The 26,658-nt window shown below is 35.5% G+C and carries 25 protein-coding genes and 1 tRNA gene; 4 read left to right on the plus strand and 22 right to left on the minus strand.

The window, feature by feature from the left end:
* Nucleotides 1–547: 547 nt before the first annotated feature.
* The 11 genes from AA650_RS17550 to AA650_RS17600 all read right to left on the minus strand — a co-directional run bounded on the left by AA650_RS17550 (nt 548) and on the right by AA650_RS17600 (nt 12,646).
* Nucleotides 548–1,216 carry a dienelactone hydrolase family protein gene (locus AA650_RS17550; RefSeq protein ID WP_053539991.1) on the minus strand — a complete coding sequence of 223 codons (669 nt, stop codon included), beginning with the start codon at nt 1,214–1,216 and terminating at the stop codon, nt 548–550.
* 152 nt (nt 1,217–1,368) lie between these two features.
* On the minus strand, nt 1,369–2,022 hold the full coding sequence (locus tag AA650_RS17555; RefSeq protein WP_053539992.1) for a phosphoribosyltransferase: 654 nt from the start codon (nt 2,020–2,022) through the stop codon (nt 1,369–1,371).
* Between the two features lie 16 nt (nt 2,023–2,038).
* Nucleotides 2,039–2,353 carry a hypothetical protein gene (locus tag AA650_RS17560; RefSeq protein ID WP_053539993.1) on the minus strand — a complete coding sequence of 105 codons (315 nt, stop codon included), beginning with the start codon at nt 2,351–2,353 and terminating at the stop codon, nt 2,039–2,041.
* Nucleotides 2,350–2,760: a hypothetical protein gene (locus tag AA650_RS17565; RefSeq protein WP_190383779.1), complete on the minus strand. Its 411-nt coding sequence runs from the start codon at nt 2,758–2,760 to the stop codon at nt 2,350–2,352. Before AA650_RS17565 ends, AA650_RS17560 begins: the two co-directional genes overlap by 4 nt.
* Nucleotides 2,761–3,322: 562 nt before the next feature.
* The gene (locus AA650_RS17570) at nt 3,323–5,923 is read right to left on the minus strand and encodes a tetratricopeptide repeat protein (protein ID WP_234413219.1); all 2,601 of its coding nucleotides are present in this window, start codon (nt 5,921–5,923) and stop codon (nt 3,323–3,325) included.
* Between the two features lie 114 nt (nt 5,924–6,037).
* Nucleotides 6,038–6,478: a hypothetical protein gene (locus AA650_RS17575; RefSeq protein WP_053539995.1), complete on the minus strand. Its 441-nt coding sequence runs from the start codon at nt 6,476–6,478 to the stop codon at nt 6,038–6,040.
* Nucleotides 6,479–7,546: 1,068 nt separating this feature from the next.
* The gene (locus AA650_RS17580; RefSeq protein WP_053539996.1) at nt 7,547–9,229 is read right to left on the minus strand and encodes an NAD+ synthase; all 1,683 of its coding nucleotides are present in this window, start codon (nt 9,227–9,229) and stop codon (nt 7,547–7,549) included.
* Between the two features lie 44 nt (nt 9,230–9,273).
* Nucleotides 9,274–9,636 carry a four helix bundle protein gene (locus AA650_RS17585; RefSeq protein ID WP_039200180.1) on the minus strand — a complete coding sequence of 121 codons (363 nt, stop codon included), beginning with the start codon at nt 9,634–9,636 and terminating at the stop codon, nt 9,274–9,276.
* Between the two features lie 235 nt (nt 9,637–9,871).
* Entirely contained in the window at nt 9,872–10,618 is a 747-nt protein-coding gene (locus tag AA650_RS17590) for an NUDIX hydrolase (protein WP_053539997.1), read from the minus strand.
* Nucleotides 10,588–11,178 carry a nicotinate-nucleotide adenylyltransferase gene (locus AA650_RS17595; RefSeq protein WP_053539998.1) on the minus strand — a complete coding sequence of 197 codons (591 nt, stop codon included), beginning with the start codon at nt 11,176–11,178 and terminating at the stop codon, nt 10,588–10,590. Before AA650_RS17595 ends, AA650_RS17590 begins: the two co-directional genes overlap by 31 nt.
* Nucleotides 11,179–11,260: 82 nt before the next feature.
* The gene (locus AA650_RS17600) at nt 11,261–12,646 is read right to left on the minus strand and encodes a nicotinate phosphoribosyltransferase (RefSeq protein ID WP_053539999.1); all 1,386 of its coding nucleotides are present in this window, start codon (nt 12,644–12,646) and stop codon (nt 11,261–11,263) included.
* A 601-nt stretch (nt 12,647–13,247) separates the two neighbouring features.
* On the opposite strand from AA650_RS17600, the gene AA650_RS17605 reads away from it, so the two are divergent.
* Both AA650_RS17605 and AA650_RS17610 read left to right on the plus strand, forming a co-directional pair.
* The gene (locus AA650_RS17605; RefSeq protein WP_053540000.1) at nt 13,248–13,535 is read left to right on the plus strand and encodes a hypothetical protein; all 288 of its coding nucleotides are present in this window, start codon (nt 13,248–13,250) and stop codon (nt 13,533–13,535) included.
* A gap of 2 nt (nt 13,536–13,537) precedes the next feature.
* A complete protein-coding gene (locus tag AA650_RS17610) occupies nt 13,538–13,954 on the plus strand; it encodes a type II toxin-antitoxin system VapC family toxin (RefSeq protein ID WP_053540001.1) in 417 nt (138 codons plus the stop codon).
* Nucleotides 13,955–14,009: 55 nt separating this feature from the next.
* Here the strand turns inward: AA650_RS17610 and AA650_RS17615 are convergent, their stop codons facing one another.
* Both AA650_RS17615 and AA650_RS17620 read right to left on the minus strand, forming a co-directional pair.
* Nucleotides 14,010–15,419 carry an aspartate ammonia-lyase gene (locus tag AA650_RS17615; RefSeq protein WP_053540002.1) on the minus strand — a complete coding sequence of 470 codons (1,410 nt, stop codon included), beginning with the start codon at nt 15,417–15,419 and terminating at the stop codon, nt 14,010–14,012.
* A gap of 181 nt (nt 15,420–15,600) precedes the next feature.
* Nucleotides 15,601–16,806, minus strand: coding sequence for an MFS transporter (locus tag AA650_RS17620; RefSeq protein ID WP_053540003.1), 1,206 nt, complete (start codon nt 16,804–16,806; stop codon nt 15,601–15,603).
* 408 nt (nt 16,807–17,214) lie between these two features.
* Between AA650_RS17620 and AA650_RS17625 the strand changes: the two genes are divergently transcribed.
* Nucleotides 17,215–18,603 carry a GAF domain-containing sensor histidine kinase gene (locus AA650_RS17625; RefSeq protein ID WP_053540004.1) on the plus strand — a complete coding sequence of 463 codons (1,389 nt, stop codon included), beginning with the start codon at nt 17,215–17,217 and terminating at the stop codon, nt 18,601–18,603.
* Nucleotides 18,604–18,942: 339 nt separating this feature from the next.
* Nucleotides 18,943–19,014, plus strand: a tRNA-Lys gene (locus AA650_RS17630).
* Nucleotides 19,015–19,114: 100 nt separating this feature from the next.
* Here AA650_RS17630 and AA650_RS17635 read toward each other — a convergent pair.
* From AA650_RS17635 to AA650_RS17675, 9 genes are all read right to left on the minus strand, one after another.
* The gene (locus tag AA650_RS17635) at nt 19,115–20,188 is read right to left on the minus strand and encodes a glycosyltransferase family 4 protein (protein WP_053540005.1); all 1,074 of its coding nucleotides are present in this window, start codon (nt 20,186–20,188) and stop codon (nt 19,115–19,117) included.
* 102 nt (nt 20,189–20,290) lie between these two features.
* Nucleotides 20,291–20,830: a PIN domain-containing protein gene (locus AA650_RS17640; RefSeq protein WP_053540006.1), complete on the minus strand. Its 540-nt coding sequence runs from the start codon at nt 20,828–20,830 to the stop codon at nt 20,291–20,293.
* Nucleotides 20,823–21,170, minus strand: coding sequence for a hypothetical protein (locus AA650_RS17645; protein WP_039201226.1), 348 nt, complete (start codon nt 21,168–21,170; stop codon nt 20,823–20,825). The genes AA650_RS17640 and AA650_RS17645 overlap by 8 nt, the downstream gene beginning before the upstream one ends.
* Nucleotides 21,167–21,430 carry a hypothetical protein gene (locus tag AA650_RS17650; RefSeq protein WP_039201225.1) on the minus strand — a complete coding sequence of 88 codons (264 nt, stop codon included), beginning with the start codon at nt 21,428–21,430 and terminating at the stop codon, nt 21,167–21,169. Before AA650_RS17650 ends, AA650_RS17645 begins: the two co-directional genes overlap by 4 nt.
* A gap of 24 nt (nt 21,431–21,454) precedes the next feature.
* Nucleotides 21,455–21,790: a XisI protein gene (locus tag AA650_RS17655; protein WP_039201223.1), complete on the minus strand. Its 336-nt coding sequence runs from the start codon at nt 21,788–21,790 to the stop codon at nt 21,455–21,457.
* Nucleotides 21,778–22,194, minus strand: coding sequence for a XisH family protein (locus AA650_RS17660; protein WP_053540007.1), 417 nt, complete (start codon nt 22,192–22,194; stop codon nt 21,778–21,780). The genes AA650_RS17655 and AA650_RS17660 overlap by 13 nt, the downstream gene beginning before the upstream one ends.
* Nucleotides 22,195–22,340: 146 nt before the next feature.
* Entirely contained in the window at nt 22,341–23,189 is an 849-nt protein-coding gene (locus AA650_RS17665) for a glycosyltransferase (RefSeq protein ID WP_053540008.1), read from the minus strand.
* Between the two features lie 336 nt (nt 23,190–23,525).
* The gene (locus AA650_RS17670; protein ID WP_053540009.1) at nt 23,526–24,368 is read right to left on the minus strand and encodes a class I SAM-dependent methyltransferase; all 843 of its coding nucleotides are present in this window, start codon (nt 24,366–24,368) and stop codon (nt 23,526–23,528) included.
* Between the two features lie 24 nt (nt 24,369–24,392).
* Nucleotides 24,393–26,627 carry a glycosyltransferase gene (locus AA650_RS17675; RefSeq protein WP_199924286.1) on the minus strand — a complete coding sequence of 745 codons (2,235 nt, stop codon included), beginning with the start codon at nt 26,625–26,627 and terminating at the stop codon, nt 24,393–24,395.
* Nucleotides 26,628–26,658 lie beyond the last annotated feature (31 nt).

Raw genomic sequence — 26,658 nt, forward strand, 5'->3', positions numbered from 1 at the left:
TTACTCTTATTTGTCATTTTGTAAAAGTTTATATCCCACCCGTGTTTATACTCAAAACGGTTGGAACCTGGAATTTTGTAAAATCACGAAAAACCTAGATTTGTAGGGGTAAAGCAAGAGCTTCATTGGTGTCAACTTAGGCTACAGATGGCTTATTTGTTGGCTTCCACACCCACCCAGAAATGAATTTCCGGGCTAATAGCGAAAGTAAACTAAAGTTTACTCAAAAATTTCTGGGTTATTTAGTCATCAAAAGACAACTTCTGCTATTAAGTAGGTGAACACAATAAAACCAAACTGTGTAAAGAAATGTAAAATCGCCCAAACCCTCTTCACTCTTGCCTCTTGCCTCTTGCCTTTTGCCTTGCCATAACGACAATTTTCAACGCTCACCTACTTAGACTGGGAATTCATTCCCAGGCGGGCTATGGGTTTTACGTTAAGTTGACACCAATGAAGCTCTTGCTTTACCCCTACGTTTAGAATCAAACAATCAAGCCGTTTTGAGTATAGTATAGCAACTTACGTTAATAGAGGATTTAATCTTTTACCTGAGGTAGTGCGTAAACCATTCACTCGCCAGTTGTGCTACTGCTGCTAATTTACCTGGTTCTTCAAATAAATGGGTGGCTCTAGGAATAATCTCCAGCCGTTTTACTGAGTGCAACTGTGCCAGTGCATCCTCATTCATTGCTATGACGGGCGTATCGTAACCGCCAACAATGAGCAGTGTTGGTGCTTTGACATGAGATAATGCTGAACCCGCTAAATCAGGTCGTCCACCACGGGAAACAATAGCTTGTACTGCCTCTGGACATTCTGCGGCAGCAACCAGGGCTGCACCTGCTCCTGTACTAGCACCAAAGTAACCTACTTTGAGGTTACAAGTATCTGGGTTCTGTTGTAACCAATCCGTAGCCCCAACTAACCGCGATGCTAACAACCCAATATCAAAGCGTAAGTGTCTGGTTCGCAAATCAATTTCTTCTTCTTCAGCAGTGAGCAAATCAATTAATAAAGTTGCTAGTCCCGCCTGTTGTAAGACTCCGGCAACATAGCGATTACGAGGGCTGTGCCGGCTGCTACCACTGCCATGAGCAAACAATACTACACCCATAGCACCATTTGGAATCATCAAATTCCCCTCTAAGTTAACCTTACCTGCTGTCACTGACACCAGATGTTCTTGGGGGTGCTGTGTTAATGTTCTATCCATCACCTCAACCTCCATTTACGAATTATTAGCTACTAAGTAGGTGAACACAATAAAACCAAACTGTGTAAAGAAATGTAAAATCGCCCAAACCCTCTTCACTCTTGCCTCTTGCCTCTTGCCTCTTGCCTTGCCATAACGACAATTTTCAACGCTCACCTACTTAGTAATTTTTGCCTTGTCAACAGTTCACATACCTCTGTGTCGGTTGTTTGCTGAAAATCTTCGTACCAAATACCGATGGCACACAAATCTTCTGGCATCATTACGCACACAACCTGATCTACTTCTGCTTGCAGTTCTTCACAGGTAGATGCTGCTGCAACTGGAACTGCAACCACCAGTTTACCGGGCTGTTGCTTTTTCAATGTAGCGATCGCTGCTCGGATAGTAGCACCCGTAGCAATGCCATCATCAACTAGAATAATAGTATGATTTTTGACTTTCAGTAGGGGGCGATTACCCCGATAGGTATGGCTACGGCGGTCTAATTCCCGCATTTCGATAGCTGCTACTTGATTAATAGTTTCTGGGGAAATCCGCAACCAATCAACGACATTCTCATTAATTACACGCACCCCTCCGGTGGCGATCGCACCCATGGCAAGTTCTTTGTGTCCAGGTACACCGAGTTTCCGCACCAAGCAGACATCTAATGGGGCATCAAGTTCCTTTGCCACCTCATAAGCCACAGGCACACCGCCACGAGGAAGCCCCAATACTAAAACATCTGCACGATTGGCATACTCTGTTAACTGGGCAGCTAACAGTTTACCGGCTTGCGTCCGATTACGAAATCTTTGCAACATATTTTATACCTCTTTATTAAAATAAATCACTAATGGAGGCCGGAGATTTGATCGTAAATCGTTGAATAGCAGTAGCAATTAAAGGCGCAACTGAGACAATTTTTAATTGCTGCCAGTCGGTTTCTTTTGGTGTTACAGTGTCGGTGACAAAAACAGCCTTGATGCTGGGATGACTTAATTTAGCCCGTACATCCTGGACAAATAGCCCGTGAGTAGCAGCAATAATTATTTCTGGACGGGCCTGGGCTGTGAGTAGTGCTTCAATACTCCTAGCAAGGGTGCCGTTCTCCAGCGACAATATAAGCGGCGATTTCTCCAGTTTGCCAATCAAGAGACTTCCAAGAAATAAATTATCCTAAGAAACGAACCACAGAGGCACAGAGTACACAGAGAGAGAATTTCTGCATCAGTTTTGGGACATTTTTTTATTTGGAAGTCTCCAAATAAAAAATCTTCCACCCAACCTTGAGTTTCACCCAGCGCAGATTCAACCGTAATTTGATGCAAGCGGTGAAGATTGTCTGGAATGTCTGGCACTGGATGATAATAAATTGACACCGCACCCATACCTATTCCAGCAATTCCCTGTACTGGTAAATAAGCTTCCTCACCCGAAAAATAGGCAATACGCCCGGAATCATCCAGCCAGACTTCTTCTAACTCAGCAAAACGAGCAGATGTCGAGCTATCTATGGCTATTGAACCGATAATTTGACTACGACGCACAACATTGAGCATATTTCCCCTCCCATACTCCCTATTTCTGAGGAGTTTGATTAATACAACACAGCGGCTGATCTTTTGCCACCTTGTTGTTTGGAACTTGAACTCTACTTTGAGGGTAGCAAGAAAATCGGAGAAATTGTTCCATCAATTTGTAGAAAAAATGTAGAAGGAATTAATCCCAGGAGAACAAACTTAGTTATTAAGCAATAAGTAGTGAGACAGAATTAATTACACAATGTCATTGCGTTAGCGTAGCGTGGCGTTAGCCATATGGAACGAAGTGAAATGAAGCAATCGCAACGGTTGTGATTGCTTCTCTTCGCTCGCAATGACTGTAAATATTTTTGTCCAATTACTTAACATTCCTTAATTACAAAAAAAGGGAACAGGGGACAGATAAGAAACAAAAGTTACTGAGTTCAAAGCTCAGTCAAGAAAAAGATGTGAAATATTCGCATATTACAAAATGAAGTGCGGAATATGGGAAATTTAACTGTTAAATAAAAATTTATCTTTGTAATGCAATACAATAAAACTGTATAGTGATACTTTATTAAAGTTTAGTAAGCTGTTGTTAACGTCGAAACAAACGCCAGGAAAAGATAATGATACGTTTAATTAGTAGCCGTAAACGATGCAATAGTAAAGTTAACACGGCTAATAGATTATTCAACAAACGTTTATAAAAGAAACGAGGTATGAGTTGCTGTTGTAAAATTTGCAAATTGTTCCGAACGGTTATTGTAGTGGGGTGATTAGTTTCTAGCACTCGTTCAGACATAGCTAAAGCTTCAAGGTAGAGAGGTTCTGCTTCACTGTATCTTCCTTGGCTATTGTAAAAAAATGCTAAATTGTTTAAGCTAGTAGCAACATAAGGATGGTCGCCTGTAAATAGCCGCTTTATCATTTCTAAAGCATCAAGGTAGAGAGGTTCTGCTTCACTGTATCTTCCTTGTTTATCGTAAAGATTTGCTAAATTGTTTAAACTAGCAGCAACATCAGAATGGTCGCTTTTAAATAGCCGCTTTCTCATTTCTAAAGCTTCAAGGAAGAGAGGTTCTGCTTCACTGTATCTTCCTTGGTTATGGTAAAGATTTGCTAAATTGTTTAAGCTAGAAGCAACATCAGGATGATCGCCTGTAAATAGCCGCCTTCTCATTTCTAAAGCTTCAAGGAAGAGAGGTTCTGCTTCACTGTATCTTCCTTGGTTATGGTAAAGATTTGCTAAATTGTTTAAGCTAGAAGCAACATCAGGATGATCGCCTGTAAATAGCCGCTTTGTCATTTCTAAAGCATCAAGATAGAGAGGTTCAGCTTCACTGTATTTTCCTTGATTACAGTAAAAATTTGCTAAATTGTTTAAGCTAGAAGCAACATCAGGATGATCGCCTGTAAATAGCCGCTTTGTCATTTCTAAAGCATCAAGATAGAGAGGTTCAGCTTCACTGTATTTTCCTTGATTACAGTAAAAATTTGCTAAATTGTTTAAGCTATTAGCAACATCAGGATGATCGCCTGTAAATAGCCGCTTTCTCATTTCTAAAGCATCAAGGTAGAGAGGTTCTGCTTCACTGTATTTTCCTTGGTTATGGTAAAAAAGTGCTAAATTGTTGAAGCTAGTAGCAACATAAGGATGATCCTCTGTAAATAGCCGCTTTGTCATTTCTAAACCATTAAGGTAGAGAGGTTCAGCTTCACTGTATTTTCCTTGGCTATAGTAAAGACTTGCTAAATTGTTTAAGCTAGTAGCAACATAAGGATGATCCCCTGTAAATAGCCGCTTTGTCATTTCTAAACCATCAAGGTAGAGAGGTTCAGCTTCACTGTATTTTCCTTGATTACGGTAAAGACCTGCTAAATTGTTTAAGCTAGTAGCAACATAAGGATGATCATTTGTAAATACAATTTGACAAACTTTTACTAATTGCTGATACCAAAATTCTGCTACTTGATATAATCCTTGTCCTTGATAAAATCTTCCTAACCCTTCAAATACCCAACAGATTTCATCAGCAACCATAGATACTGGTAAATTATTCTCTGCTACTGTTTCTTGGTTAATTTCATCTATTAACCGTTTTCCTAAATCTTCCCAATGAACAACAACTAACTGGAAAATTTCAATATCTTGAGAAGTGGGTGATTGAGGAAGTCCTTTAGCAAAGGCTATCATAGGAGTAATAAAAGTTCTTTCGAGAATTGGCTGCTTTTCTCCAACTTCTGCTAACTGTTCTTGCAAAAACAACCGCACTAAATTATGAATTGTATAAGCTTCTGGTGATTCTTGTCCTGTTTGTAAAAAGTTAACTTGATAAAGTCTTTTTTTAGAGGTAGTTAATTCTTCTTCTGTCCAAATTAGTTGTTTTTCCTCATTCTTTACTTCAAACTCAATCACCCAAACTACCAAATCCCAAAGAATAAACTGAGGAGAAAATAAACTTAAAAATGCTCCCAGATATTGAGTTTGAGTATCCAGTGTTTCCCAAGTTAAATTAAAAGCGGCTTTAATTCCTAATTGATTTTTATTGATAGTTTCTCTCTTTTGTAAAGCTGTTTCCGCTAACTTACGTTTTTGCAATCGTTCTAACATTTGAGCTAGAGAAAGTCCCAAATCTTTTGTTAAATAACTTCCGACTAAAATTATCCCCAAAGGTAAATTTCCCAAAAACTCACATATTTCTGTAGCGGTTTCTAGTTCATCGTCAAATCGCTGATGATTTTTTCCCAATTGCTTTTGTAAAAGTTTTAATGCTGCTTCTTGTGATAGAACCTCTAAAGGTAGTTCTTGAATATAATTAGGGTCTAAATGTTGTTGTCGAGTAGTTATCAAAACCCGAAAGCGTTTTTCTTTGGGAACAACTTCTCGTAACTGTGTTAAATCAGTTAAATCATCAACGACAATTAAAACAGGTTTTTGTGTTTTTGGATATTGTAACCAACACCAATCTACCTGTTGTTTGAGAGTTAGCGGCTTTTCTCCCTGAGTTTGGGGAATTTCTAGACCGAATTTTAATGTAAAAAGTTCAAATACTTCTGCTGCGAGAATACGTTGTCTAGCATTAAACCAAATTATGCCATCATAATGATCTTGATATTGTCTAGCGTATTGAGTAACTAATTCAGTTTTACCCAAACCACCCATTCCGGTTATTGCTACATAATTTCCCCGTCGCAAATCTTCATGGATAGTTGTCAGTTCTGTTTCTCGTCCGACAAAATGAACAGAACCACGATAGGGTATATCTTTAGTGGGAGTTAACTTTGTCCGTTTCCCGTCGGACGAGTCCAGTCAAATATTAAACGTGCTTCCGCTTTGGTCAATTGTTTGATTTTGCGCTACGTTCATAGCTTTTTGGAAGTTTTGATTAAAAATTGTCCCTTGGGGTTGTTGAGAATTTGCAAAAGCTGCTTGAATCTCTTTGAGAAATTTTTCTAAATCTTTAGGTGGGTTAGTTTCTGCTAACTGGGTTAATTCCTGAATAACTTGACTAATATTAGGGTCTGCTTTCGCTGCGGTTTCTATTTCCATTACAGCTTGATTATAATTAAGGAGTTGTTCTGGTGCTTGTTCAATAGCTGCGAAAGTTCCAGGTAGTCGCTGTTTCAACACTTCCAAAAACTGCTGAGTTTTGTGAGATAAAGTGTCTCCAATGTTTTCGCCAACTTTTTCCAATGCTTTAGTAGCAAGTACCGTCGCAACAGCAATACCACCAGTTGTTAATGGTTCCATTTGTAATATTGGTTAAAGTATCATTTTGAGATAGTATAGCATTTATACACGACCTGGTAATTCTGCTTTACAAAAATAAATTTTAATTTTTAAATAGATATCTTCAAAAAAGAATGTAGAGACAATTCATAAGTTGTCCTTACAAGAGTTTAAGTCATTGAAACCTTTATAAAAACCCACCTTCCGCACTTCATTTTGTAATACGCAAATATTTCCATAATTTTATTTTTTATCATTTAATAAAACACATATTTTATCCATCATTTTAGGTATTAATATTGAACAATTTAACCCTTGTTAGGAATAATTCTTGAAAAGATGGATACTACATTGTGAAGTGCGGAATATGGGTAAAAACGTTCCATAAGGTGTAGAGACGTTCCATGGAACGTCTCTACAATCTTTACCAAAAAAGTCTAATGAGATACAAAATTATCTGCGTTCATCTGCGTTCATCTGCGTTCCACTCTAACCCGTAGTACATCACATCTCTAAAGCTTACCATACATAATTTTTGTTAAATAAAATTATAAATCTGTTATTTAATCCAATAAAACTGTAAAACTATACATTGCTTTTGTATAGTTATACATTAATTTTGTATAGCAATACAATCTTAATGTTAAAAGAAACAAAAATTAAAGATAGTAGTCTATTTAATTAGTAGCTGTGTTAGCTATAATATTTTCCCGCCGTTTATCTGCATCACACACAGCAATGAAAATCTGTAACATACCAATTCTAGCTTCAGGAAAAACTAACAACCTCAAATAAATTTGTTTATTTGCGTTGATAATAGAGTGATTAGTTAAATTATTTATTAAATTAAATTTTCTAACTTTAACTATTGAATTATCAAAAGATGTAAATCATACCAACTTTTAGTATTTTATAGCTATACCTAAACAAAAAAATTCTTTTTTAGGTAAATAGTAGCTAAAACAAAGATTGTCACCTTTCCTAAATCAAATACAACCACCCCATAAATATATACTTATCCTCCTTTTTCTTCCTCTGTGAACTCTGTGCCTCTGTGGTTCGTTAAAAAACTCCAGTAAAAATAAAGTCCTATATATTCCGCAACACAGACCAACTACTAGCAATAGGCATTCTCCAACCAGTCCCAAAAGCACGGTCAGTGATTTTTAATCCCGGTGCAGCTTGTCGGCGTTTAAACTCCGCACGGGATAATAATTGTAATACCCTATCTACAATTGCCGGTTCATGACCTGCGGTAATAATTTCTGCTGCTGATTGATGTTGATGAATCAAACGGTCGAGAATATCATCTAAAATTTCATAAGGTGGTAGGGAATCTTGGTCAACTTGACCCGGTTTAAGTTCCGCGCTGGGTGCTTTGGTGAGAATATTTTCGGGAATAACTTCTTTTTGTTGATGGGAATTTAACCATTTACAGAGGGAATAAACGCGGGTTTTAGGAACATCAGCAATCACCGATAAACCGCCATTCATATCACCATAAAGAGTGCAATAACCAACAGCAACTTCCGATTTATTGCCAGTAGATAAAAGCAGATAACCGAACTTATTAGAAATTGCCATTAATAAATTACCACGAATTCGAGATTGGAGATTTTCTTCCGCAATCCCAAATTCTGTTCCAGCAAATAACTCACCAAGAGATTTATCAAAACTTTGCATTAATTCCCCAATAGGTAAAATCTGGGTTTGAATATCTAAATTTGCTGCTAATGCTAAAGCATCACTAATAGAATGTTCTGAACTATAGGGAGAAGGCATTAACACACCAATCACATTTTCTTTTCCTAATGCCGCAGTCGCAATGGCAGCTACTAAAGCAGAATCAACTCCCCCACTTAAACCTAACAATACTTTAGAAAAGCGACATTTACCCACATAATCTTTAACTCCCAAAACCAAAGCATTCCAAATTTCCTCATCTTCAGATTCATCAATGGGGGAAATATGACCTAATTGTAAATCCTGTTTATCAGAATTAAATTCAACGGTCAAAAAATCAGATACAAAACCTTTAGCACGACAAACAATTTCACCTTGTTTATTTAAAGCAAAACTGCGTCCATCAAAAATCAAATCATCATTTCCGCCAACTTGGTTTGTATAAATAATTGGTTGTTGAAAATTAACTGCACTATGTTTTAACATCGCTTCTCGCAGATGTTGTTTACCAACAGTGTAGGGTGAAGCAGATAAATTAACAATTAAATCAACTCCTAAATTTGCTAAATCAGCAATGGGATTAACTGCGTAACTCCGCTTACCCCAAAATTCCTCATCATTCCATAAATCTTCGCAAATTGTCACACCAATATGAAGATTATCTAATTTAAAAGAATTGGCTTGTAGTCCTGGTTCAAAATAGCGTTTTTCATCAAAAACATCGTAAGTTGGTAATAGCCTTTTATGGAAAAATTGCTGGATTTTGCCATTTTCTAATAAAGCCATACTATTAAATAAATTTTTCCCTCCAGAAATGTGCGCTTGGGAATTTTTAACCACAGTTCCCACCAATACAGCTAAATTTGCAGGTAAATCTTCAGCTAATTTTTGCAATGTTTTATCTATTGATTCCACAAAACTAGGATTTAATAATAAATCCCTTGGTGGATACCCACAAATAGATAATTCAGGTGTTAATAATAAACGAACATTTTCTGATGCTGCTTGTTGTGACATTTCCAGGATTTTTTGAGTATTTCCTAGTAAATCACCAATAATAGGATTAATTTGAGCGATAGCGATTTTCATGATCATAAAAAAGGGAATAGGCAAGAGGTGCGTGGTACAATCGTTTATAACTCTAATTTTTTGATAAGAGCAATAATCATTCGAGTTTCTTCGTGAAGCAATTTAATAATCAAATCAATTTCATTCAAAGTACATAATCCGATTCTTTCTGATACAATAAGATGCGTTTCCAACTCATTAATTGAACCTTGACTTATATTTAAAAATCTCGCGTAATCTCTAGACGATCTTCTTCCATAACCCTCTGCAATATTAGCAGGAATAGAAACAGATGATCTTCTAATTTGTTGAACCATGCCATAAATTTCTTCTTTAGGAAAGTTTTTAGTTAAAAAATAGCATTTTTCAGCTATATCCATACCTTTCTGCCAAATAAGTAAATCTTTAAAATCATTTATTTCCGCCATTTTAACTTCCTCTTTCAACCTAATATAATATCTTAAATTCCTCTTACCTCTTGCCTCTTGTCTTCTTACTTATTGCCTCTTGCCTTCTTGCCTTCTTACTTATTGCCTCTTGCCTTCTTACTTATTGCCTCTTGCCTCTTGCCTTCTTGCCTTCTTACTTATTGCCTCTTGCCTTCTTACTTATTGCCTCTTGCCTCTTGCCTTCTTGCCTCTTGCCTCTTGCCTCTTGCCTTCTTCAAATAAACACCAAAGGTTTATCTTTAAATGGTGCAAAAGCCTCTTTATCAAACCTATACAAACTTGCAGGACGACCGGCACCTCGTGATACTTTAATGCCAGTATCGGATAAAAAGCCCAATTTGAGTAACCGCGCTCGAAAATTAGAATAATCGGCAAAACATTCTCCTAAAACTGTAGTGTATAGTTGATACAAATCGTTTAAAGTAAAAGTTTCTGGTAAGACTTCAAAAGCTATAGGACTATATTCTAATTTGTTTTTTAATCTTCTATGTCCATAGGTAATAATCTCATTATGGTCAAATGCTAATTGTGGTAATTGTTTGACAGGATACCAAGCAATACCCGCCACTTTATCGGCAATTAATTCTGCTTCTTCAAATCTGACTAAAGCAAAGTAACTAACTGATAAATAACGGACTCCATAGCTATCAATTTTTTCCCTGGGGTCACGGTTTGGACCACCAAAAGTATAAAGTTGTTCTAAATAAAGATTATTTACCTTTATTTTCTCAGCCATAATCCGATAAGCAGCATCTTCTAAAGATTCTCCTTGACGGACTAAAGTACCAGGAAGACTCCAATCATTTAAGAATGGTTCTTGCTGTCGCATAACCAAGAGAACTAACAACCGATTTTGAGCAGTATCTACAGAAAAAATCACATTATCAACACCAACTTTAAAGTCAGCTAAAGGTTGTTGATTTATGGAGTTTAGAATCTTTTTTTGGTTACGTATTGGCATTCGTACAAATGCTGTTGATGAATATAGGCAATGACGGGAGGTGTGAGAGTATTAATATCTCCTTGTTCACGAAAGGCGGTAGAGGAAACATCTAAACCAATTAAATTTGCAATTTTAATTTTTCCTCCGATTTGTTTAACTTTTTCTAAACTAGAATCATCTATTATATATCCTGGTCTGGGAATTACCAGTAATTGCACTTGTTGTAATAAATCTTCAACATGATACCAGCGCGGCAATTGATTGACTAAATCAGCCCCAATTACTAAAGTATATTCAATATCTTCTCCCCATTTTAATTTTGCTTTACCTACAGTTTCTAGAGTTTTCCAACTACTCAAATCTTGTTCTAAGGCAATATTTTGGTTAGCAACATTGATATCTTTAATTAACAGTTCTAACATTGCTGCCCTGTGCGGTAAAGGCGTTTGTTGGGATTTTAGAGGATTATCCGCCGCCCATACAGCCACCCAATCATAATGTTTAGATAGCCACTTGAGAATTATTAAATGCCCAGCAGTTGGCGGATCAGCACTTGTACCAAATAAGGCTATTTTCATGATTTTTGATTCTGCTTTTTTGCAATTTTTAGAGTAATTTAAACGAACCACAGAGACGCAGAGGACGCAGAGGTAAGAGAAATTATATTAATTTATCTCTTTTTTTCGTTTTATTTGTCAATTTCTGTAATGGTTCTGATATTTCAATTTTGACGGAAGTGGGATTTTCTATTCTTCTTGTTTCTGCTGGTAAACTAGCAACTGATGCCGCAGTTCGTTGACGAATGATTGTTAAAGTTTCTGGTGTTTGTAATTGTTTACCTGCTTTGATTACTAACTGTAATAAAGATTTTTCATGGTCAGATTTTTCTTCTGTTAAGCCTAATCTATCTTTATGTATTTTACCATCTAAGAAGGATCGAAAAATTTGTTTTTTACCTGGATAAGTGAATTTACCACTTGATTCTTTCATGACGGGAATTCCTTCAATGTCTACAAGTTTATAAACTCCATTGACTGGTGAACCTGTAACTAATTTTGTGCCTAATCCATAACTATCAATTTCTGCTCCTTCTTGTTTAAGTCGGCTAATTTCCCATTCGTCTAAATCACCACTGGCGAATATTGAGATATTCGGTAAGAGCGATCGCACTTGTTTTGATAAACTAACTAAATCCCCAGAATCTAACCTGACTCCAGATAATTCTAATTTTCCAGAATTGACTTTTTCTGCTAATTTCTCCGCGGCAGCAACGGTATCATACGTATCAATTAGTAATGACGCACCGGGAAAATATTGATGAAATGCCGTAAAAGCCTGTTCTTCACTCCCTTCTAACGCTGATAAAGCCATAACTAAAGCGTGTGCCATTGTCCCACTTGGTTTTTGTCCTAGTTGTAGCGCCGCTAACACATTGGAAGTACCATCTAAACCACCTGCCAAAGCCGCCCGCGCTGCCCATAAAGAGGCTTGGGGACTAAAAGCCCTGCGTGTACCAAATTCTAAAAGTGTGGCTTTTTCTCCCGCTATATCCCTTAATCTTGCGGCTTTGGTGGCAATTAGAGTTTGATAATTCAGAGTATTTAAAAGATATGTTTCTACTATTTGCGCTTGCCATAAGGGTGCTTCTATTCGCAGTATAGGTTCATTTGCAAATATCGCTGTTCCTTCCGCAACTGCCCACACATCTCCAGTAAAGCAACCTTCCCGCAAAAGCTGCCAAAAACGCTCATTTGCGTGGGTAAAAATTCCCGTTGACTGCAAATCAGCAATTTGACTGTCATTAAACCGGAATTTAGTCAAATATTCCAAAGCTTGGGCTAAACCCATAGCTATTAAATAGCCAAAACCATCAGGTAAGCGTCTGACAAACAATTCAAAACTCGCTTGCTTCTGTTCTATACCTTCACCAACATAACAAGCTGTCATTGTTAGCTGATAAAGGTCTGTTAGTAAGCTATAATCCTCACAACTGAGATTTAATTCGGGATTTTTCCTTTCATAGTCTATATCTAGGAAAGTTGTCATCTGAGATGCCCCTACCAAGAATGTCTCTTTATTTATGGTAGTATTTACCATAAATAATGTCAAGCCTTGGCTAATAAATAATGACAAATTCCTCAAAAGCCTATATTTACAAGGGAGTTAGGATATTTTTTACAATTAATTTATATTTCTTAATAGTACAGCCAGTCAATATCCAGGAGTTGGATAAGATTTTAAGAATAATTGACCGCAGATAAACGCAGATAAAAATGGATGAATTAATTAATGAATTTTATGATTCTGTGCAACTTTACATCTAAGTAAGTAGACGAAAATAAATCAAAGTAGATTAAGTAATGTAAAAAATCTGGAGATGATTTCGTAGTGAGGGCTTCAGCCCTCAAATGACGAATAAATTCCTCACTACAAACTTTGAATTATTCAAGCCGTTCTACTTAATTGGTTTAAGGGTTTAACCCGAATTAGACTAACAAATGGTTTTTGTGTTTGCATGGGGAATAATTGCGTTACTATATAACAATAGAAACTAAATTTATATAAGAATAGGAAAACCAAGAAGAAATTAATACCAATTTCTTTGAAAACAGATAAAAGTTATTTCGATAGAAGGATGATATCAATTATGGATTCTGTAAGTCTCACCCACGAACAATTATCTCAAGCTATTAATGAACTTCCACTGGCAGCACTTCCTGAATTAGCTGATTTTATTGAATCTTTACTTTTTAAGCTTAATTTAACTCCTGCGGCTATTAATAATGAACCAGGGGAGAGTAATTTTTTATTAAGTATTGCTGGTATAGGAGAGTCTAGTGAATCCAATTTATCAGACAGAGATACAGAAAACGGAGAACTGGAAATTGTTCCAACTAGAGGTATCAAGGAATTTAATCATGAGGTAAATAAATAATTATGACGGCTATTTTAGATATAAGTTTCTTAGTGGCAATTGTTGATATTAAGGACGAAAATTATGGGCGTATCCTTGATGTTATAGTTGATTCAAAGGAAGTATTGGTTTTACCAACAACAGTTTTACCTGAAGTTTGTCATTTGCTTGCTTCTCGGTTAGGATATCCGACAACAAGACAGGTTTTAACTGAATTAGCTAATAGTAATGTCATTATTGAAGGGATTGATAAAACTGATTTAAAAAGGGTGATGGAGATTCTAGACCAATATACTGATAGTAAGTTAAACTTTGTGGATGCAACGATTGTTGCTATTGCGGAAAGGATGAATATTACTAAGATTTTTACTTTAAATAAACCTATTTTTAGTATTATTAGTCCACTACATTGTGCTGGTTTTGAGATATTTCCTGAATAGGCTATCAATCAGATCCCTGACTTCTTAAAGAAGTCGGGGATCTTGTATTTTGTACTTATTTTAAAGGAACAATTGCACTCATTTGGTCTAAATCCAGGACTGTTGCTAATTCTGTTTCTGTCATTAAACCTTTTTCGAGAACTATTTGCCGGAGAGATTTACCTGTTTCTAAAGATTCCTTAGCTACAGCCGCAGCATTCAAATAACCGATGTGGGTATTTAAGGCGGTGACTAATGCTAAACTGCCTTCAGCATAGGCTAAACAACGTTCTTTGTTAGCAGTAATTCCTTGAATACAGCTTGTGGTTAAAGCCGAAATTGTGTTACCTAAAATCTCAATGCTGTGAATTAAATTATAGGCAATGAGGGGCATCATTACGTTTAATTCTAATTGTCCAGCTTGGGCGGCAAAAGCGATCGCATTATCATATCCCATTACCTGAAAACATACCATTGATGTCATCTCTGCCATCACAGGATTATATTTTCCGGGCATAATTGAAGAACCAGGTTGGACTGGAGGAAGTTGAATTTCCTTAAATCCGGTTTTGGGACCAGAATCCATTAACCGTAAATCGTGGGATATTTTCACCAAATCCTGGGCTAAATTCCGCAACGCCCCAGAAACATTCACAAAAGCCCCCATACTTTGCATAGCAGCCATTAAATGGGGTGCTGGTTCTAGGGGAAATTCCAATAATTGCGACAGGATATCCACAACTCTTTGCCGATATTCTGGGTGAGTATTCATACCTGTTCCCGCCGCACTACCACCTAAACCCAACACCATTAAATCCCCAGAAGCAATGTAAAGACGGTTTTGGTGTTCTGAGAGAATTTGCGCCCAAGCCCGAAAATTATCCCCTAATCGCACGGGTACAGCGTCTTGGAGGTGAGTTCTCCCCGATTTGACGATATCTTGAAATTCTGTAGCTTTGGCTTCTAAAGCCGAAATTGCCTGTTCTAAAGCTGGTTGTAAAGTGCGAGAAAGTGCCAGTAAGCCACCAATCCGAATAGCTGTAGGGATGACATCATTGGTAGACTGTCCGTAATTTACATGATCATTGGGGCTAACGAGTTTATAATTACCTTTTTGATCTCCCAGAATTTCTAAAGCGCGATTTGCCAAAACTTCGTTAATATTCATGTGGTGAGAAGTTCCCGCACCAGCTTGATAAACATCAACGACAAATTGACCTCGTAATGCACCTGCTAAAATTTCATCAGTAGCTTGAATAATAGCCTTGCTGATATCTGCGGGAATACAATCCAATTCTCCATTGACAATAGCGGCGGCTTTTTTAATATATAAACCAGCATCTATATAAGTGGATAAAGGTTTAATCCCGCTAATGGGGAAATTTTCGATCGCCCTTTGGGTTTGAATCCCATAATATACGTTATTGGCAATTTGGCGATCGCCCATTGAGTCTTTTTCAATGCGAAAATCTGAATTGTTAGTCATATAAATGGAGAATGGGAACAGAAGAACAGGGAACAGGCAAAAAACTTATTTTTAACTCATAGAACTTACGCAACTGGCACATTGGTAGGGTGCGTCAGACTGCATAAATCTTGCAAATAAACAGATTGTTGATATCTGACGCACCCGACAACAGATTTTTGGTGTGACACTTGCGTAAGTCCTAACTCAATTGAGGATTGCTATATTTCCCACTTATCATAATACACACACCCGTGATTAAAAACGCCAAGGCACTGCAAAATCCAGCAAATACAGATGTTATTGTGGCTGGAAATACAAAACCAAAAATACTCATAGCTAAGGAAAATTCCCCAAAATACATCCCAATTCCTAAACCTGCCCATCGTTGGGTCATTAATCCTAAAATAAATGGAATCACCCCATTAGTAATTAAACTAAATCCAGCCAAAGCCAACAATATAATCAGGAAATGTGCGCCTAAACTTAGCATTAATATTATTGATAAAATAGTAGTACAGATACCCGCCAACATGGCTTGACGATTACCAATTTCAGTAGCCAAAAATCCCGCAGGTAAGGCAATAAAAGCCAAAGTTAAGCTAATTACTACCATGATTGTGGTGATATTATCTGTATTTAGTTGAGTTTTCAGAGTTTTGCTGATAGCACTCATCAGTAATCGAGAACCCCAAGCCATACTCAAACCTGTGACGAAAATTAAGCCTAATTTGGTAATAGGTATTTGCGACATTTTAGGGATTTTGGGGATGTTGAAAATCTCCCGATTAACTGGCGTTTCTGGAGGTGCAAAAAACCGGACAGTAAACACTGCCAGCAAAAGCACAAAAGAAGCTATGGAAAAAGCAAAAATCGGACCCAAACCTAAAATAAATGTATTACCAATATCCCGAAAAGAACCAACTATACCCCCAGCTAAACCTAAAAAACTCGCTGCCAATGGTAAATCTTTTGGGGTAGCATATTTTCCTAATAAAGAAATTGCCGGAGAACGAAATATTGTCATTGCTAATGCCCAAGCAATCAAAACTAAAGGTAAAATTCCTTTAATTACTTCTGTTGGGGGAATAAAAGTCACAACGCAAGGTATGGCAATAAACAAGCTTGCTGCTAAAATTACACCGGCGGAAATCAAGGGAAAGCGACTCCCTACCCAGCGAACAGCTTGATCTGAAAGTCCCCCCATAACTGGTTCTAATATCAGACCCAAGGCAGTTTCTAACACCAATAAACCAACTGCTAAGGATGCAGGAAATCCAAATTGAGTTAACAGTTTAGGCAAATATAGATTATAAACTAACCAAGTCAGGGTAATTGCTGCTTGTAATCCAGCTAAAGCCAAAACTTGCACCCATAAAATTCTGGGTTGGGATTTTGAGATATTCATAAAATTATATGGGAAAAAGTGCAAAATTACGGCACGTTCCGGGGAGATGAGGTAGAAAATTTACAAAATAATTCATTCCCGACTCAGTGACTTTTGCTGTATGATTTTGTAAATAATTGCAGTATAAGCTTTTTGTATGCAAATTTATAAAAGATTAGTATTAATTTTTAACAATGCAGTAAAATAGCATTATGGGATTAGCTGTAACTTAACGTACCTGTTTACAAACCGTCACAAGGGTTGTTATCAGCAATACACAATATTTGGTATGCTCACTCATACTCATGTCATTTCTTCCTTAAGGAATAGGTAATAGGCAGATGGAAAAATTAGTCATGAGTAAGTATTCTTTCCACTTACCTCTTCCCCGATGATCAATTATCCATTATTTCTTTCCTAAACTATTGCATGAATCTAAATCGAGTTAAATCCATCCCCAAATGGACACAATTACCATCTCCACCCATATTTTGTTCAGAAGTATCTATGCAATTGGGTGGAGATACATCCGTTGCCCAATTACAACAGCAGGTAGAATATTTACAAATCCAATTAGAGTTAGAAAGACAGGAAAATATTCAAAAGATACAGCAAATTCAGAAATTCCAAGGATTGCTACAATATATTACTGAACACATCCGCGATAGTCTAGATGATCGCAAAATATTAACAATTATTACTCAAGAATTAGTTGATTTATTACAACTTAATCGCTGTCAAATTGAACTTTATAATCCCTGTTTGACTGCTGCTACAGTTACCTACGAATATAGTGCGAGTTTACCCCATTTTCAAGGTTTAACCACAAAAGTTGCTGATTTCCCCCGAATTTATCAATCTCTATTGCAAAAACAAATCTGGCAATCTATAGAAATTGTTCCCGGACATAATTCTGGCTTACAAATGATGAGTCAATTGGCTTGTCCGATTTTTGATCATCAAGGTGTTTTGGGCAATATTTGGCTAATTCGGCATACAGAGGCAAAATTTGGAGAATTAGAAATATCTTTTTTACAGCAAATAGCTAATCAATGTGCGATCGCCATCTGTCAATCTCAACTCTACACCAAAACCAAAGCCCAAGTTCAAGAAATTGCAACCCGAGAACATCATTACAACGAATTTATCAGACATCTTGCCCAAGAATTACGCACACCGATTACTAATATTAATCTTGCTGTGCAAACCCTAGAAAGTCTCATGACACCGCCGGGGATTATAGATATAGAAATAGTATGCCAACTATTACAAATTCTCCATCATGAATGTGGACGAGAAGATAAATTGCTTACCGATCTTCTTACCTTGACATATCTGAAAATCGATCCTGAACCTCCTAATTTAATTACTATTGATTTTTCAAATTGGTTATTTTCCATTGTCGAATCTTTTCGAGATGTTACCAATTGCCAGCAACAACAATTACACCTAGATATCCCCAGAGAAATTCCTCCTTTATCCACAGATATCACCGAGTTAGAAAAAATTATTACCCTGCTACTCAACCAAGCTTGTCAATGCGCTCCCGCAGGTGAATCAATTACAGTTACCGCCGATATGAATGCAAACACGGTAGAATTAAAAATCATTATTTCTGGTGTAGAGATGCCTCACCATAAACTGTCACAAGTTTTTCAGCCATTTTACCGCATTCCCAAACATTCCCCCTGGCAAGCACAGAACACCGGCTTAGAATTGGCATTAGTAAAAACAATAGTACAGCGTTTAGGTGGATTTATTCAAGTTATGAGCATGAACAATCGCATTACTTTTATCATGCAATTCCCACTGTTGTAGTTGTTTAGTGTCTTCAGCAATCTGTTGATAAATTTCGTGATTCAACAATTAATAAAGGCACCTCTCCCTAACCCTCTCCTAAGAGGAGAGGGAAAAGGAATAAGTAATTGGACAAAAATATTTACAGTCATTGCAAGCGAAGGGAAGCAATCACAACCCTTGGAATTGCTTCATTTCACGTCGTTCCATATGGCTAACGCCACGCAACGCTTACGCAATGAAATTGTGTAATTAATTCTGTCTCACTACCTATTAATCAAACCCCAGGAAAATTAACGATTTTTAAACCATGCAACACTAGCGCAAAAGTCAAAAGTCTGATATCATGATCTAATAAGCGGGTGAGTAGCTCAACGGTAGAGCAGTTGACTCTTAATCAATTGGTTGCGGGTTCGATTCCCTCCTCACCCATTAAATAAGATGTTAAAGAAATAAGCATGATCAAATAAAGGATATTTGAAGAACAAGAAGATCCCCGACTTCTTTAAGAAGTCGGGGATCTGCTACTCTGCTACGATCGAAGATATTCTTTTAAAACCTCAACTGTAGCTTTTCCAGTTTTTTCCCAACTAAATTGATTTGCTCTTTTCAGACCTTTTTCTGAAAGTTGTTTTCTCAGTTCTGAATCATTAATAACTGCTTGCATTGCTGCTGTAATCTCCCTCGCATTATAGGGATTAATTAAAATAGCAGCATCTCCCGCAACTTCTGGAAGTGAGGAAATATTAGAAGTAATAACTGGTGTACCACAAGCCATTGCTTCTAAAACCGGTAAACCAAATCCTTCCCACAGAGTAGGGAAAACAAGTGCTAATGCTTGATTAATAATTATTGGTAATTCGTCATAGGAAACATAGTTAAGGAATTTAACAAGATGACTTATTCCTAATTCTTGAGTTTGTGCTTCTAATAATGGAGAGTAACGTTGATCATAGGGTCCGGCTAACCATAGTTCATAATCATTTTTGTGAGGTAATGCGGAAAAAGCGGTAATTAGTCTTTGGAGGTTTTTGTAAGGGTCTTGACGACCAATATATAGGAAGTAATTGCGGGTAGGAAGGTTCAGGAATTGGAAATGTGAGTTATCTCCCGCCAAGAGAATTGGTGTAATTTTATTACTAGGAATTTGGTAAAATTGGGTGATATCATTGGCTGTTGATTCTGATATACAAATAATATGTTCTGCTTGTTTAAAAACTTCAGGAGTATAGTATTTATGGTATGTCGTCAATGGTGAAAAGCGTTTAGGAAACCGCAGTGGTATCATATCAAATGCTGTAACAACAAACCGACAATTAGTATATAAAGGTGCTTCGGAAATAGGGGAAAATAAAAGTTGGGATTTGAGGTTTTGATAGATTTTTGGTAATTGGAATTGTGTCCACAATAAACGGCGTAAATGTCCTTTCAAACCTTGTTCTGAGGTTAGGTTAGTAGGAGTTTGATAGCAGTTATAGTTAGGGAAAGATTGGGAAGTTAAAAGTATTGGCTCAAGTTTTTGTAAATGAGGTAAAAGATTAAGAGCGTAGGTAGTTGTACCTGTAGGTTTGGTAAGTAAGAATGAAAGATTAGTGAGTAATTGCATTTTTAATTTTTAGTTAGTTCAGTTATTAATATTTTTTATTCATACAAATTCAGTTTTAAATAAGCCCATATAATTTTTATTTTCTTTTTTTTATTATAAAGATTACAGAATTTCAGGAATATTACCTTGATTTAGCCAATTAATCATTAAATAAGGATGAACAATGTGAAATTCATGGATAGGAGAATTATAAATACTATGTCTTTCAGGAATGATAAGTTCAATATCTTTATTTAAAAAATCTTTAAAATTAGCTGTCACTAATAGATTAGCTCGACCAGCTAAAGCTGTTTCTAAAACGTGCTGATCTTCTATATCACTAATAGGAATAACACCTGATCCTCCTAATGTTAATTGAGGCTGAATTTGAGCATAACTGCGGATAACATCTACATAAAAAGACGCATCCTCAGCCAAGGGAGTTAATCTTAATAAAACTTCTTCTAAACGATTTAACATTCCCCAAGAAATCACAAGTTCTACTTTTCCCATATAACAGCGACCATAACGAACTGTATCAACTATACTTTGACAAGCTGATAGCTTGCGTGGTGTAGCCATATTTTGATTTTCTTTGATATCAGCTAATAATGCCGCACACCAAATATTGAGATCAAGACATAAGCGTAAATGATTAGACATCACGAGTTAACTCAACTGAAGCACAGAGTAAATCATCTTCAGTTTCTAAAGAATTTAACCAATTTTTATCTATATTTTGGGCAATTCTTTGTTGAGCGAGTTTGTATTGATGGTGCAATAAAACTCTTGTAATTTCTTGACTAATTTCTTGCCACTGTGCTTCAGAAGCAACCCCATTTAACTGTAAGAGTGCTGACCAAGCATCATGAGGTAACATAGCTCCTAGCTTGATTGAAGCACTGGCTATTTGGGATATTGAGCGATTTTCCATTTTTGATAATACACTAATTCGCTCTGCTGTTTCTACGTCTAGGTCTGCTGAGATGGTTTTTTCTGTCATTGCTCTATTTTTCTCATGAGTTCTATAAAGATTATAACTTTTAATTGGAATTGTGTCCATAATAAGCGGTTTAAATGTCCTTTCAATCCTTGTTCTGATGTTAAGTTAGGAGGAGTTTGATAGCAGTTATAATCAGGGAAAGATTGGGAAGTTAAAAGTATCGGCTCAAGTTTTTGTAAATGAGGTAAAAGATTCAGAGCGTAAATAGTTGTACCTGTGGGTTTGGCAAGTAAGAATAAAAGATTAGTGAGTAATTGCATTTCTCATTTTTAACGAGTAGGATATTACTGTACTGCATAAGGTGTAAATTGCCGTTTAAAAGCAGAATGAAAACCAAGGACAATATCTGAATTTGGTACACCCATTTGCACTAATCTTTCAGCTATAGATTCTTCGGTTCCGTTGTACTGAATCCAAATTTTGCCGTCTTCAATGTCAAAGTGCATCACTGGTCCAAACACTCGTTTATCGCCTTGCCATCCGATATAATTGAGTTGGTAATGGTCATGTTCACTATCAAATATTAGTTGTGCTTTGACTGGATCATTTGTGGTACAAATCTGGGCGTGTTCTGTTAAAATTTGTGTGATAAATTGTCTATACTTTTCTATTTTATCCATTGTCGAACTTCCTCCTGTTTAGGATCATAAATCATCAGCTTGACTTGATATCGCTGTAGCATTCGTTGAATAAATGGAAGTTGAAAAAAGTCATAATAAGTCTCAAAAGGGATGGCTAAGTAAACAATTCGGTTTGGTTCTTGTTCTTCAAGTGCTTGGCTATAGTTAAGATATTGACCTAATGCTGTATGGAAACTACTGATATCTGAATCTCCAATAAAGCTTTTAATTTCTACAGCAATTTTTTCTGAGTCCCTTTCTGCGGCTATGGTGGTTTCTGCGGCTAAATCAATTTGGAGTTTAATTGCTTCACTAATGCGAATGGTTAAGGGGTCATGGGTAATATTCCATCCTTCTTTTATTAAAGCATTTTTTACCTGTTGATGGAAAACATCTTTTGCCATTGTTTTTGTGTGAATATGAGTTAAAATTATCTGTATTTCAAGATTTAGTTTTCTTTCTTCTCCTAGTTCATCATAATTTGATTATATCATTTACGGATATTTTTACACAAGTCTCCCATCCAAACAATGTCCTTTTAAACTTACTGTTAATGATGTTGCTGATTTCTCATATAATCACATATACCATAAATTTTTCCTAATGCAGCTTGTGGTTTTATAATTAATCCCATTGTTGCTTTGATGATTTGCAGAATAAGTTTCATAGTAAAAATTGATTTATTTGTATACCTGTTAATTGTAAATAAATAACTATAGGTACTATATCTAATCTTTTTAAAAATGTTTCTATTAGTAATTGATGAAGGTTGATGTATGACACTTAATTGTTTAGTAATGGCTATTAAATGTCCTTGATTAGCATAACGTCTGCAAAAATCAAAATCTTCATAATATAAAAAATAAGCATGATCAAATAAAGGACATTCAGAAAATTTATTTAGATTAATTATTATACTACAACCGGAAACCCAATCACAATTAATATAATCTGTGTCGTTATTAGTTAATAAATCTACTTCTAAAATTGCGCCATTTTCAGGAATAAAGCGACCACCAGCAAACCAAATTTTCTGTTCAGGATTATAAACAATTGTACCTAAAATTGATAATTGTTGATATGAATTAAAAAAGAGTTGAGCTTTTTCTAAAGTATTTTCTGGTAAGTAAGCATCTGGATTAATTATCCAAACTATTCCTTGTTTATCTTGATTGTAAATCCATTGTAAACCTAAATTACAACCTCCACCAAAACCAAGATTATTTTCTGCTTCAATAATTATTGTTGATTGATTTTTTAGTTGATAAATTGAATTATCGTCAGGAGAGTTATTAATGATAATAATTTGGTAGTTATTATCTTGAGAAGATCTTACAGAATTTATTAATTTCTTGATAAGATATGTAGAATAATAGTTAACTGTTAAAAAATAGATCATAGAAATAAGAAATTTTTCAATTTATGAATATCAAATAAAACTTTCAAAGTTATAGTAATGATTAAAATTTTGATTATGAAAATGGCAAATAAATCGTGTGTCTTCCCCAATAATTTTTTGAATAGCTATTTGATACTTCATTTGAGATAGTCATCAACAATGTGACAAATATAATTTTGATAAGTTTGATTTTTTATTGATTGTATCTTTTTTTGGAAATATCCTAAATTAGGATTGTAGGTAGCTAAAAAATAGCAATTTTTTCAGTTGTTTGCATTTTTATCAATTACTGAAAGTAAGTCAATCAGTCGGATTTTTCTTCAAATTTTAATTAAATTATATTTTGACCGTATCAAAAACTATAGCACTATACCCCAAAATACCATACCAATAATTTTTAACATTATACATTCTAGAATTGTATCCAAAATTACTTAACTTAACCAGCATCTCTAGGGAAAAAATGACATAAACTAAAATGCCTTCTGTTCGTATAGGATCACCATGATAAACAGGCGGTAAAATATGATTTATGGAACCATCTTCTTGCAATTTACATCTAACTTCATCTTGATACCGATCACTATAAAAAGGTACTGTAAAAATATGCCTACCTCCACATTTGAGGATACGGTAAATTTCCTGAAAACCTTCATAGGGCTTGGGAATATGTTCAAATACATCACTACTCAGCACTACATCAAATGAATTATCAGGAAAAGAAGTTTTTGTTAAATCTTGATGCAGGATACCATTAATTACTTCTCCGCTTGTGTATTCCATACTTAAATATTCACTTGCTGTATAATTAGGTAATTCCTTTAAGAGATTATGTAAACACCCTGTAGTTTCTGTATTATAAATTTTAAAATCAGCTAGTTGTTCTAGGCGATGGGCTTTTGCAACAAAATCCTTGATGCTTCTAAATTTAAGTCCTTTAACTTCTTCAATTGCACCCAAAAGTATCACTGCCATTTGTCGATTTCGATTTGTAGAATGACAAACTATACATCTTCCCGATTCCCTTAAATTATCATTAAATACTAGGAATATAGTTAGTTGACCGCATATTGGACAAAAACCTAAAGTGTAGGTATATTTTAAAGCAAACTTATCAACCCAACTATTTTTAGTTTGGACTAAAGGATAAATCTGAAATTCATTTAATAAACTATTCATGACTAAATTATACCTTTGTTTTTATTAATTATCACTATCCATAAATTCAAGTAATTGCCTTAAAACTGATTTCATCGCTTGTGGGCTATATTGATTAATTAGCTTTAAAGAATTACGAGAGAGTAAAGACCAAAGTTCATAGTTATTATAAACCATTAAAACGAATTGAACAAAATCTTTAACTTCATCAGCTATTAAAACATCGAAATCATGAGTTAATCCCATTCCCTCTGCACCAATAGATGTTGTGACTGTTGGTAAACCATAGGAAAGACTTTGACCAATTTTACCTTTCATACCAGCACCATATCTTAAAGGTGCAACGAAAACGCGACTCTTCAGAAAATATGGTTCTACATCTTGAATATATCCAGGAACTTCGATTCGCTCATCCCTTGCTAAATTTTTTATTTTTGTTGGTGGATTACTGCCTAATAAAGTAATCTTGATATTAGGTTGTTTCTGCCAAATTAAAGGCATAATTTCCCTGCACATCCAAATTACTGCATCTACATTGGGTGGATGCCTGTAGCCACCAATAAATAATAAACCATTTCTCTGCTCAAAATCTGGTAACTTTCCTTGATATTGGTGGTGTATATTCGGTACAACGAAAACATTACTGATACAGAAATCCTCTAAAATCTTTTTCTCAACATCTGTAACAACAACTGTTGAATTAGCTATCCTAGCCATATTTAATTCCATGTCTCGCAATTCTTCCCAAGATGGTAAGCTAGAATTCCTATCGCTCTGAGGTATTAACTCTTGTTCTCGTTTTATCCGTAAAAAATGTAAATCTACTGTATCATAAATGATATTTATTTTCGACTTTCTTCTGATTATATTTATATACTTACTACATAACTCAGGTCGGCATATCCAAGCAATGTCAATTAGTTTTAGTCGTTTAATCAACTGATCTTCTAAATTAGGTTGTTGATGCGTAGCATATAACACTTCAACACCGAGATTTTGTAGTTCCGATGTGTAGGGTTCTTGAGCAAAGCCATTATCTGGGAGAAAAATTACAAAATATCCAAGGTTGATAAGAATTTGAATTATATTAAATAGTCTGTAAGAACCCGACTCTTGATCATGCAAAGGGACATAACTATCTATTATCAAAATAGTTTTGTTTCCTTGTAATCTTCTAGCTGCCAACTCCGCGTTTTCTGCTTCAGGAGTAAGATAATGCTGTAATTGATCTTGCCATTTAAGCAAAAATTTATAACGATTAGCTTTTTGATAGCTCTTAATACCACTTTCTAAGCTAGTACCAGAAGTAATTCCTTCATAATGAATTAATTGGGATTTCGGCTGGTATATAACCTTGTATCCCAATTCTCGAATAGCAAAACATAAATCAGTATCTTCATAATATGCAGGTAGAAACTCCTCCGAGAAACCACCCAAATTGTTGAAGATTTCGGCTCTAACTAGTAAACTTGCCCCTGAACAATAATCAACCTGTCTTACATAATTATACTCAGGCTGATCAGGATATTCTAATCTCCCATAATTCCAGCCAGAGGCATCTTGCCAAATAATTCCTCCCGCTTCTTGAAGTCTACCATTTGCATAAATTAACTTTGAACCAACAGCACCTACTTCATGATCTTGTGTGATTACTGCAACTAAATTTTCTAACCATCCAGGCAACACCTGAGTATCATTATTTAAAAAACATAAAAACTCACCTTTTGCTGTTGCAGCACCACGATTACAAGAACGAATAAAACCAAGATTCTGCTCATTAACTATAAGCTGAATATTTGACGAATAACTTAAATACTCTTTAGTTTCGTCAGTTGAATTATCATCAATGACAATAACCTCAAAGCTAACTAAGTTTGATGATTGATTTTGTAAAGATTTTAAAGCATTAAAAGTATAAAGAAATTTATTGTAAACGGGTATAATAATGGATACTTGGGGATATGGAGAATCAGGAAAGTTAAATTTTATTTTTTCAGGAGTATCAAGCGCTGTATATTTTATTATTTTTTCTAAATCATTAATAGCTCCATATTTTGATAAGTTAAAACTCTGTTTAATTTTATTAGTTAGTTTTTTAAGAAAGCTTCTTATACCCTCTTCTTTGAAAATCATCCATGCTCTGTGAATTTTACTAACTTTCTTAATTTCAAGAGCCATAAATTTCTGCTTCAATTCAAGCTGAATTTGTAATAGTAAAGTTTGACTTTGTTTCAATTCTTCTTGTTTTCCTAGTAATTTTTGCAAATACTCTTGATTCATGAATTTAATAAGCTCCTTTAATTGAATAAAG

Source organism: Anabaena sp. WA102 (genome assembly GCF_001277295.1).
GTDB lineage: Bacteria > Cyanobacteriota > Cyanobacteriia > Cyanobacteriales > Nostocaceae > Dolichospermum > Dolichospermum heterosporum.

Bases quoted from the DNA above. Each gene is read 5' to 3' on its own strand.
- AA650_RS17550 (WP_053539991.1), bottom strand. From the start codon at position 1,216: ATGGATAGAACATTAACACAGCACCCCCAAGAACATCTGGTGTCAGTG.
- AA650_RS17555 (WP_053539992.1), bottom strand. From the start codon at position 2,022: ATGTTGCAAAGATTTCGTAATCGGACGCAAGCCGGTAAACTGTTAGCT.
- AA650_RS17565 (WP_190383779.1), bottom strand. From the start codon at position 2,760: ATGCTCAATGTTGTGCGTCGTAGTCAAATTATCGGTTCAATAGCCATA.
- AA650_RS17575 (WP_053539995.1), bottom strand. From the start codon at position 6,478: ATGGAACCATTAACAACTGGTGGTATTGCTGTTGCGACGGTACTTGCT.
- AA650_RS17580 (WP_053539996.1), bottom strand. From the start codon at position 9,229: ATGAAAATCGCTATCGCTCAAATTAATCCTATTATTGGTGATTTACTA.
- AA650_RS17585 (WP_039200180.1), bottom strand. From the start codon at position 9,636: ATGGCGGAAATAAATGATTTTAAAGATTTACTTATTTGGCAGAAAGGT.
- AA650_RS17590 (WP_053539997.1), bottom strand. From the start codon at position 10,618: ATGCCAATACGTAACCAAAAAAAGATTCTAAACTCCATAAATCAACAA.
- AA650_RS17595 (WP_053539998.1), bottom strand. From the start codon at position 11,178: ATGAAAATAGCCTTATTTGGTACAAGTGCTGATCCGCCAACTGCTGGG.
- AA650_RS17600 (WP_053539999.1), bottom strand. From the start codon at position 12,646: ATGACAACTTTCCTAGATATAGACTATGAAAGGAAAAATCCCGAATTA.
- AA650_RS17605 (WP_053540000.1), top strand. From the start codon at position 13,248: ATGGATTCTGTAAGTCTCACCCACGAACAATTATCTCAAGCTATTAAT.
- AA650_RS17610 (WP_053540001.1), top strand. From the start codon at position 13,538: ATGACGGCTATTTTAGATATAAGTTTCTTAGTGGCAATTGTTGATATT.
- AA650_RS17615 (WP_053540002.1), bottom strand. From the start codon at position 15,419: ATGACTAACAATTCAGATTTTCGCATTGAAAAAGACTCAATGGGCGAT.
- AA650_RS17620 (WP_053540003.1), bottom strand. From the start codon at position 16,806: ATGAATATCTCAAAATCCCAACCCAGAATTTTATGGGTGCAAGTTTTG.
- AA650_RS17625 (WP_053540004.1), top strand. From the start codon at position 17,215: ATGAATCTAAATCGAGTTAAATCCATCCCCAAATGGACACAATTACCA.
- AA650_RS17635 (WP_053540005.1), bottom strand. From the start codon at position 20,188: ATGCAATTACTCACTAATCTTTCATTCTTACTTACCAAACCTACAGGT.
- AA650_RS17640 (WP_053540006.1), bottom strand. From the start codon at position 20,830: ATGTCTAATCATTTACGCTTATGTCTTGATCTCAATATTTGGTGTGCG.
- AA650_RS17645 (WP_039201226.1), bottom strand. From the start codon at position 21,170: ATGACAGAAAAAACCATCTCAGCAGACCTAGACGTAGAAACAGCAGAG.
- AA650_RS17650 (WP_039201225.1), bottom strand. From the start codon at position 21,430: ATGCAATTACTCACTAATCTTTTATTCTTACTTGCCAAACCCACAGGT.
- AA650_RS17655 (WP_039201223.1), bottom strand. From the start codon at position 21,790: ATGGATAAAATAGAAAAGTATAGACAATTTATCACACAAATTTTAACA.
- AA650_RS17660 (WP_053540007.1), bottom strand. From the start codon at position 22,194: ATGGCAAAAGATGTTTTCCATCAACAGGTAAAAAATGCTTTAATAAAA.
- AA650_RS17665 (WP_053540008.1), bottom strand. From the start codon at position 23,189: ATGATCTATTTTTTAACAGTTAACTATTATTCTACATATCTTATCAAG.
- AA650_RS17670 (WP_053540009.1), bottom strand. From the start codon at position 24,368: ATGAATAGTTTATTAAATGAATTTCAGATTTATCCTTTAGTCCAAACT.
- AA650_RS17675 (WP_199924286.1), bottom strand. From the start codon at position 26,627: ATGAATCAAGAGTATTTGCAAAAATTACTAGGAAAACAAGAAGAATTG.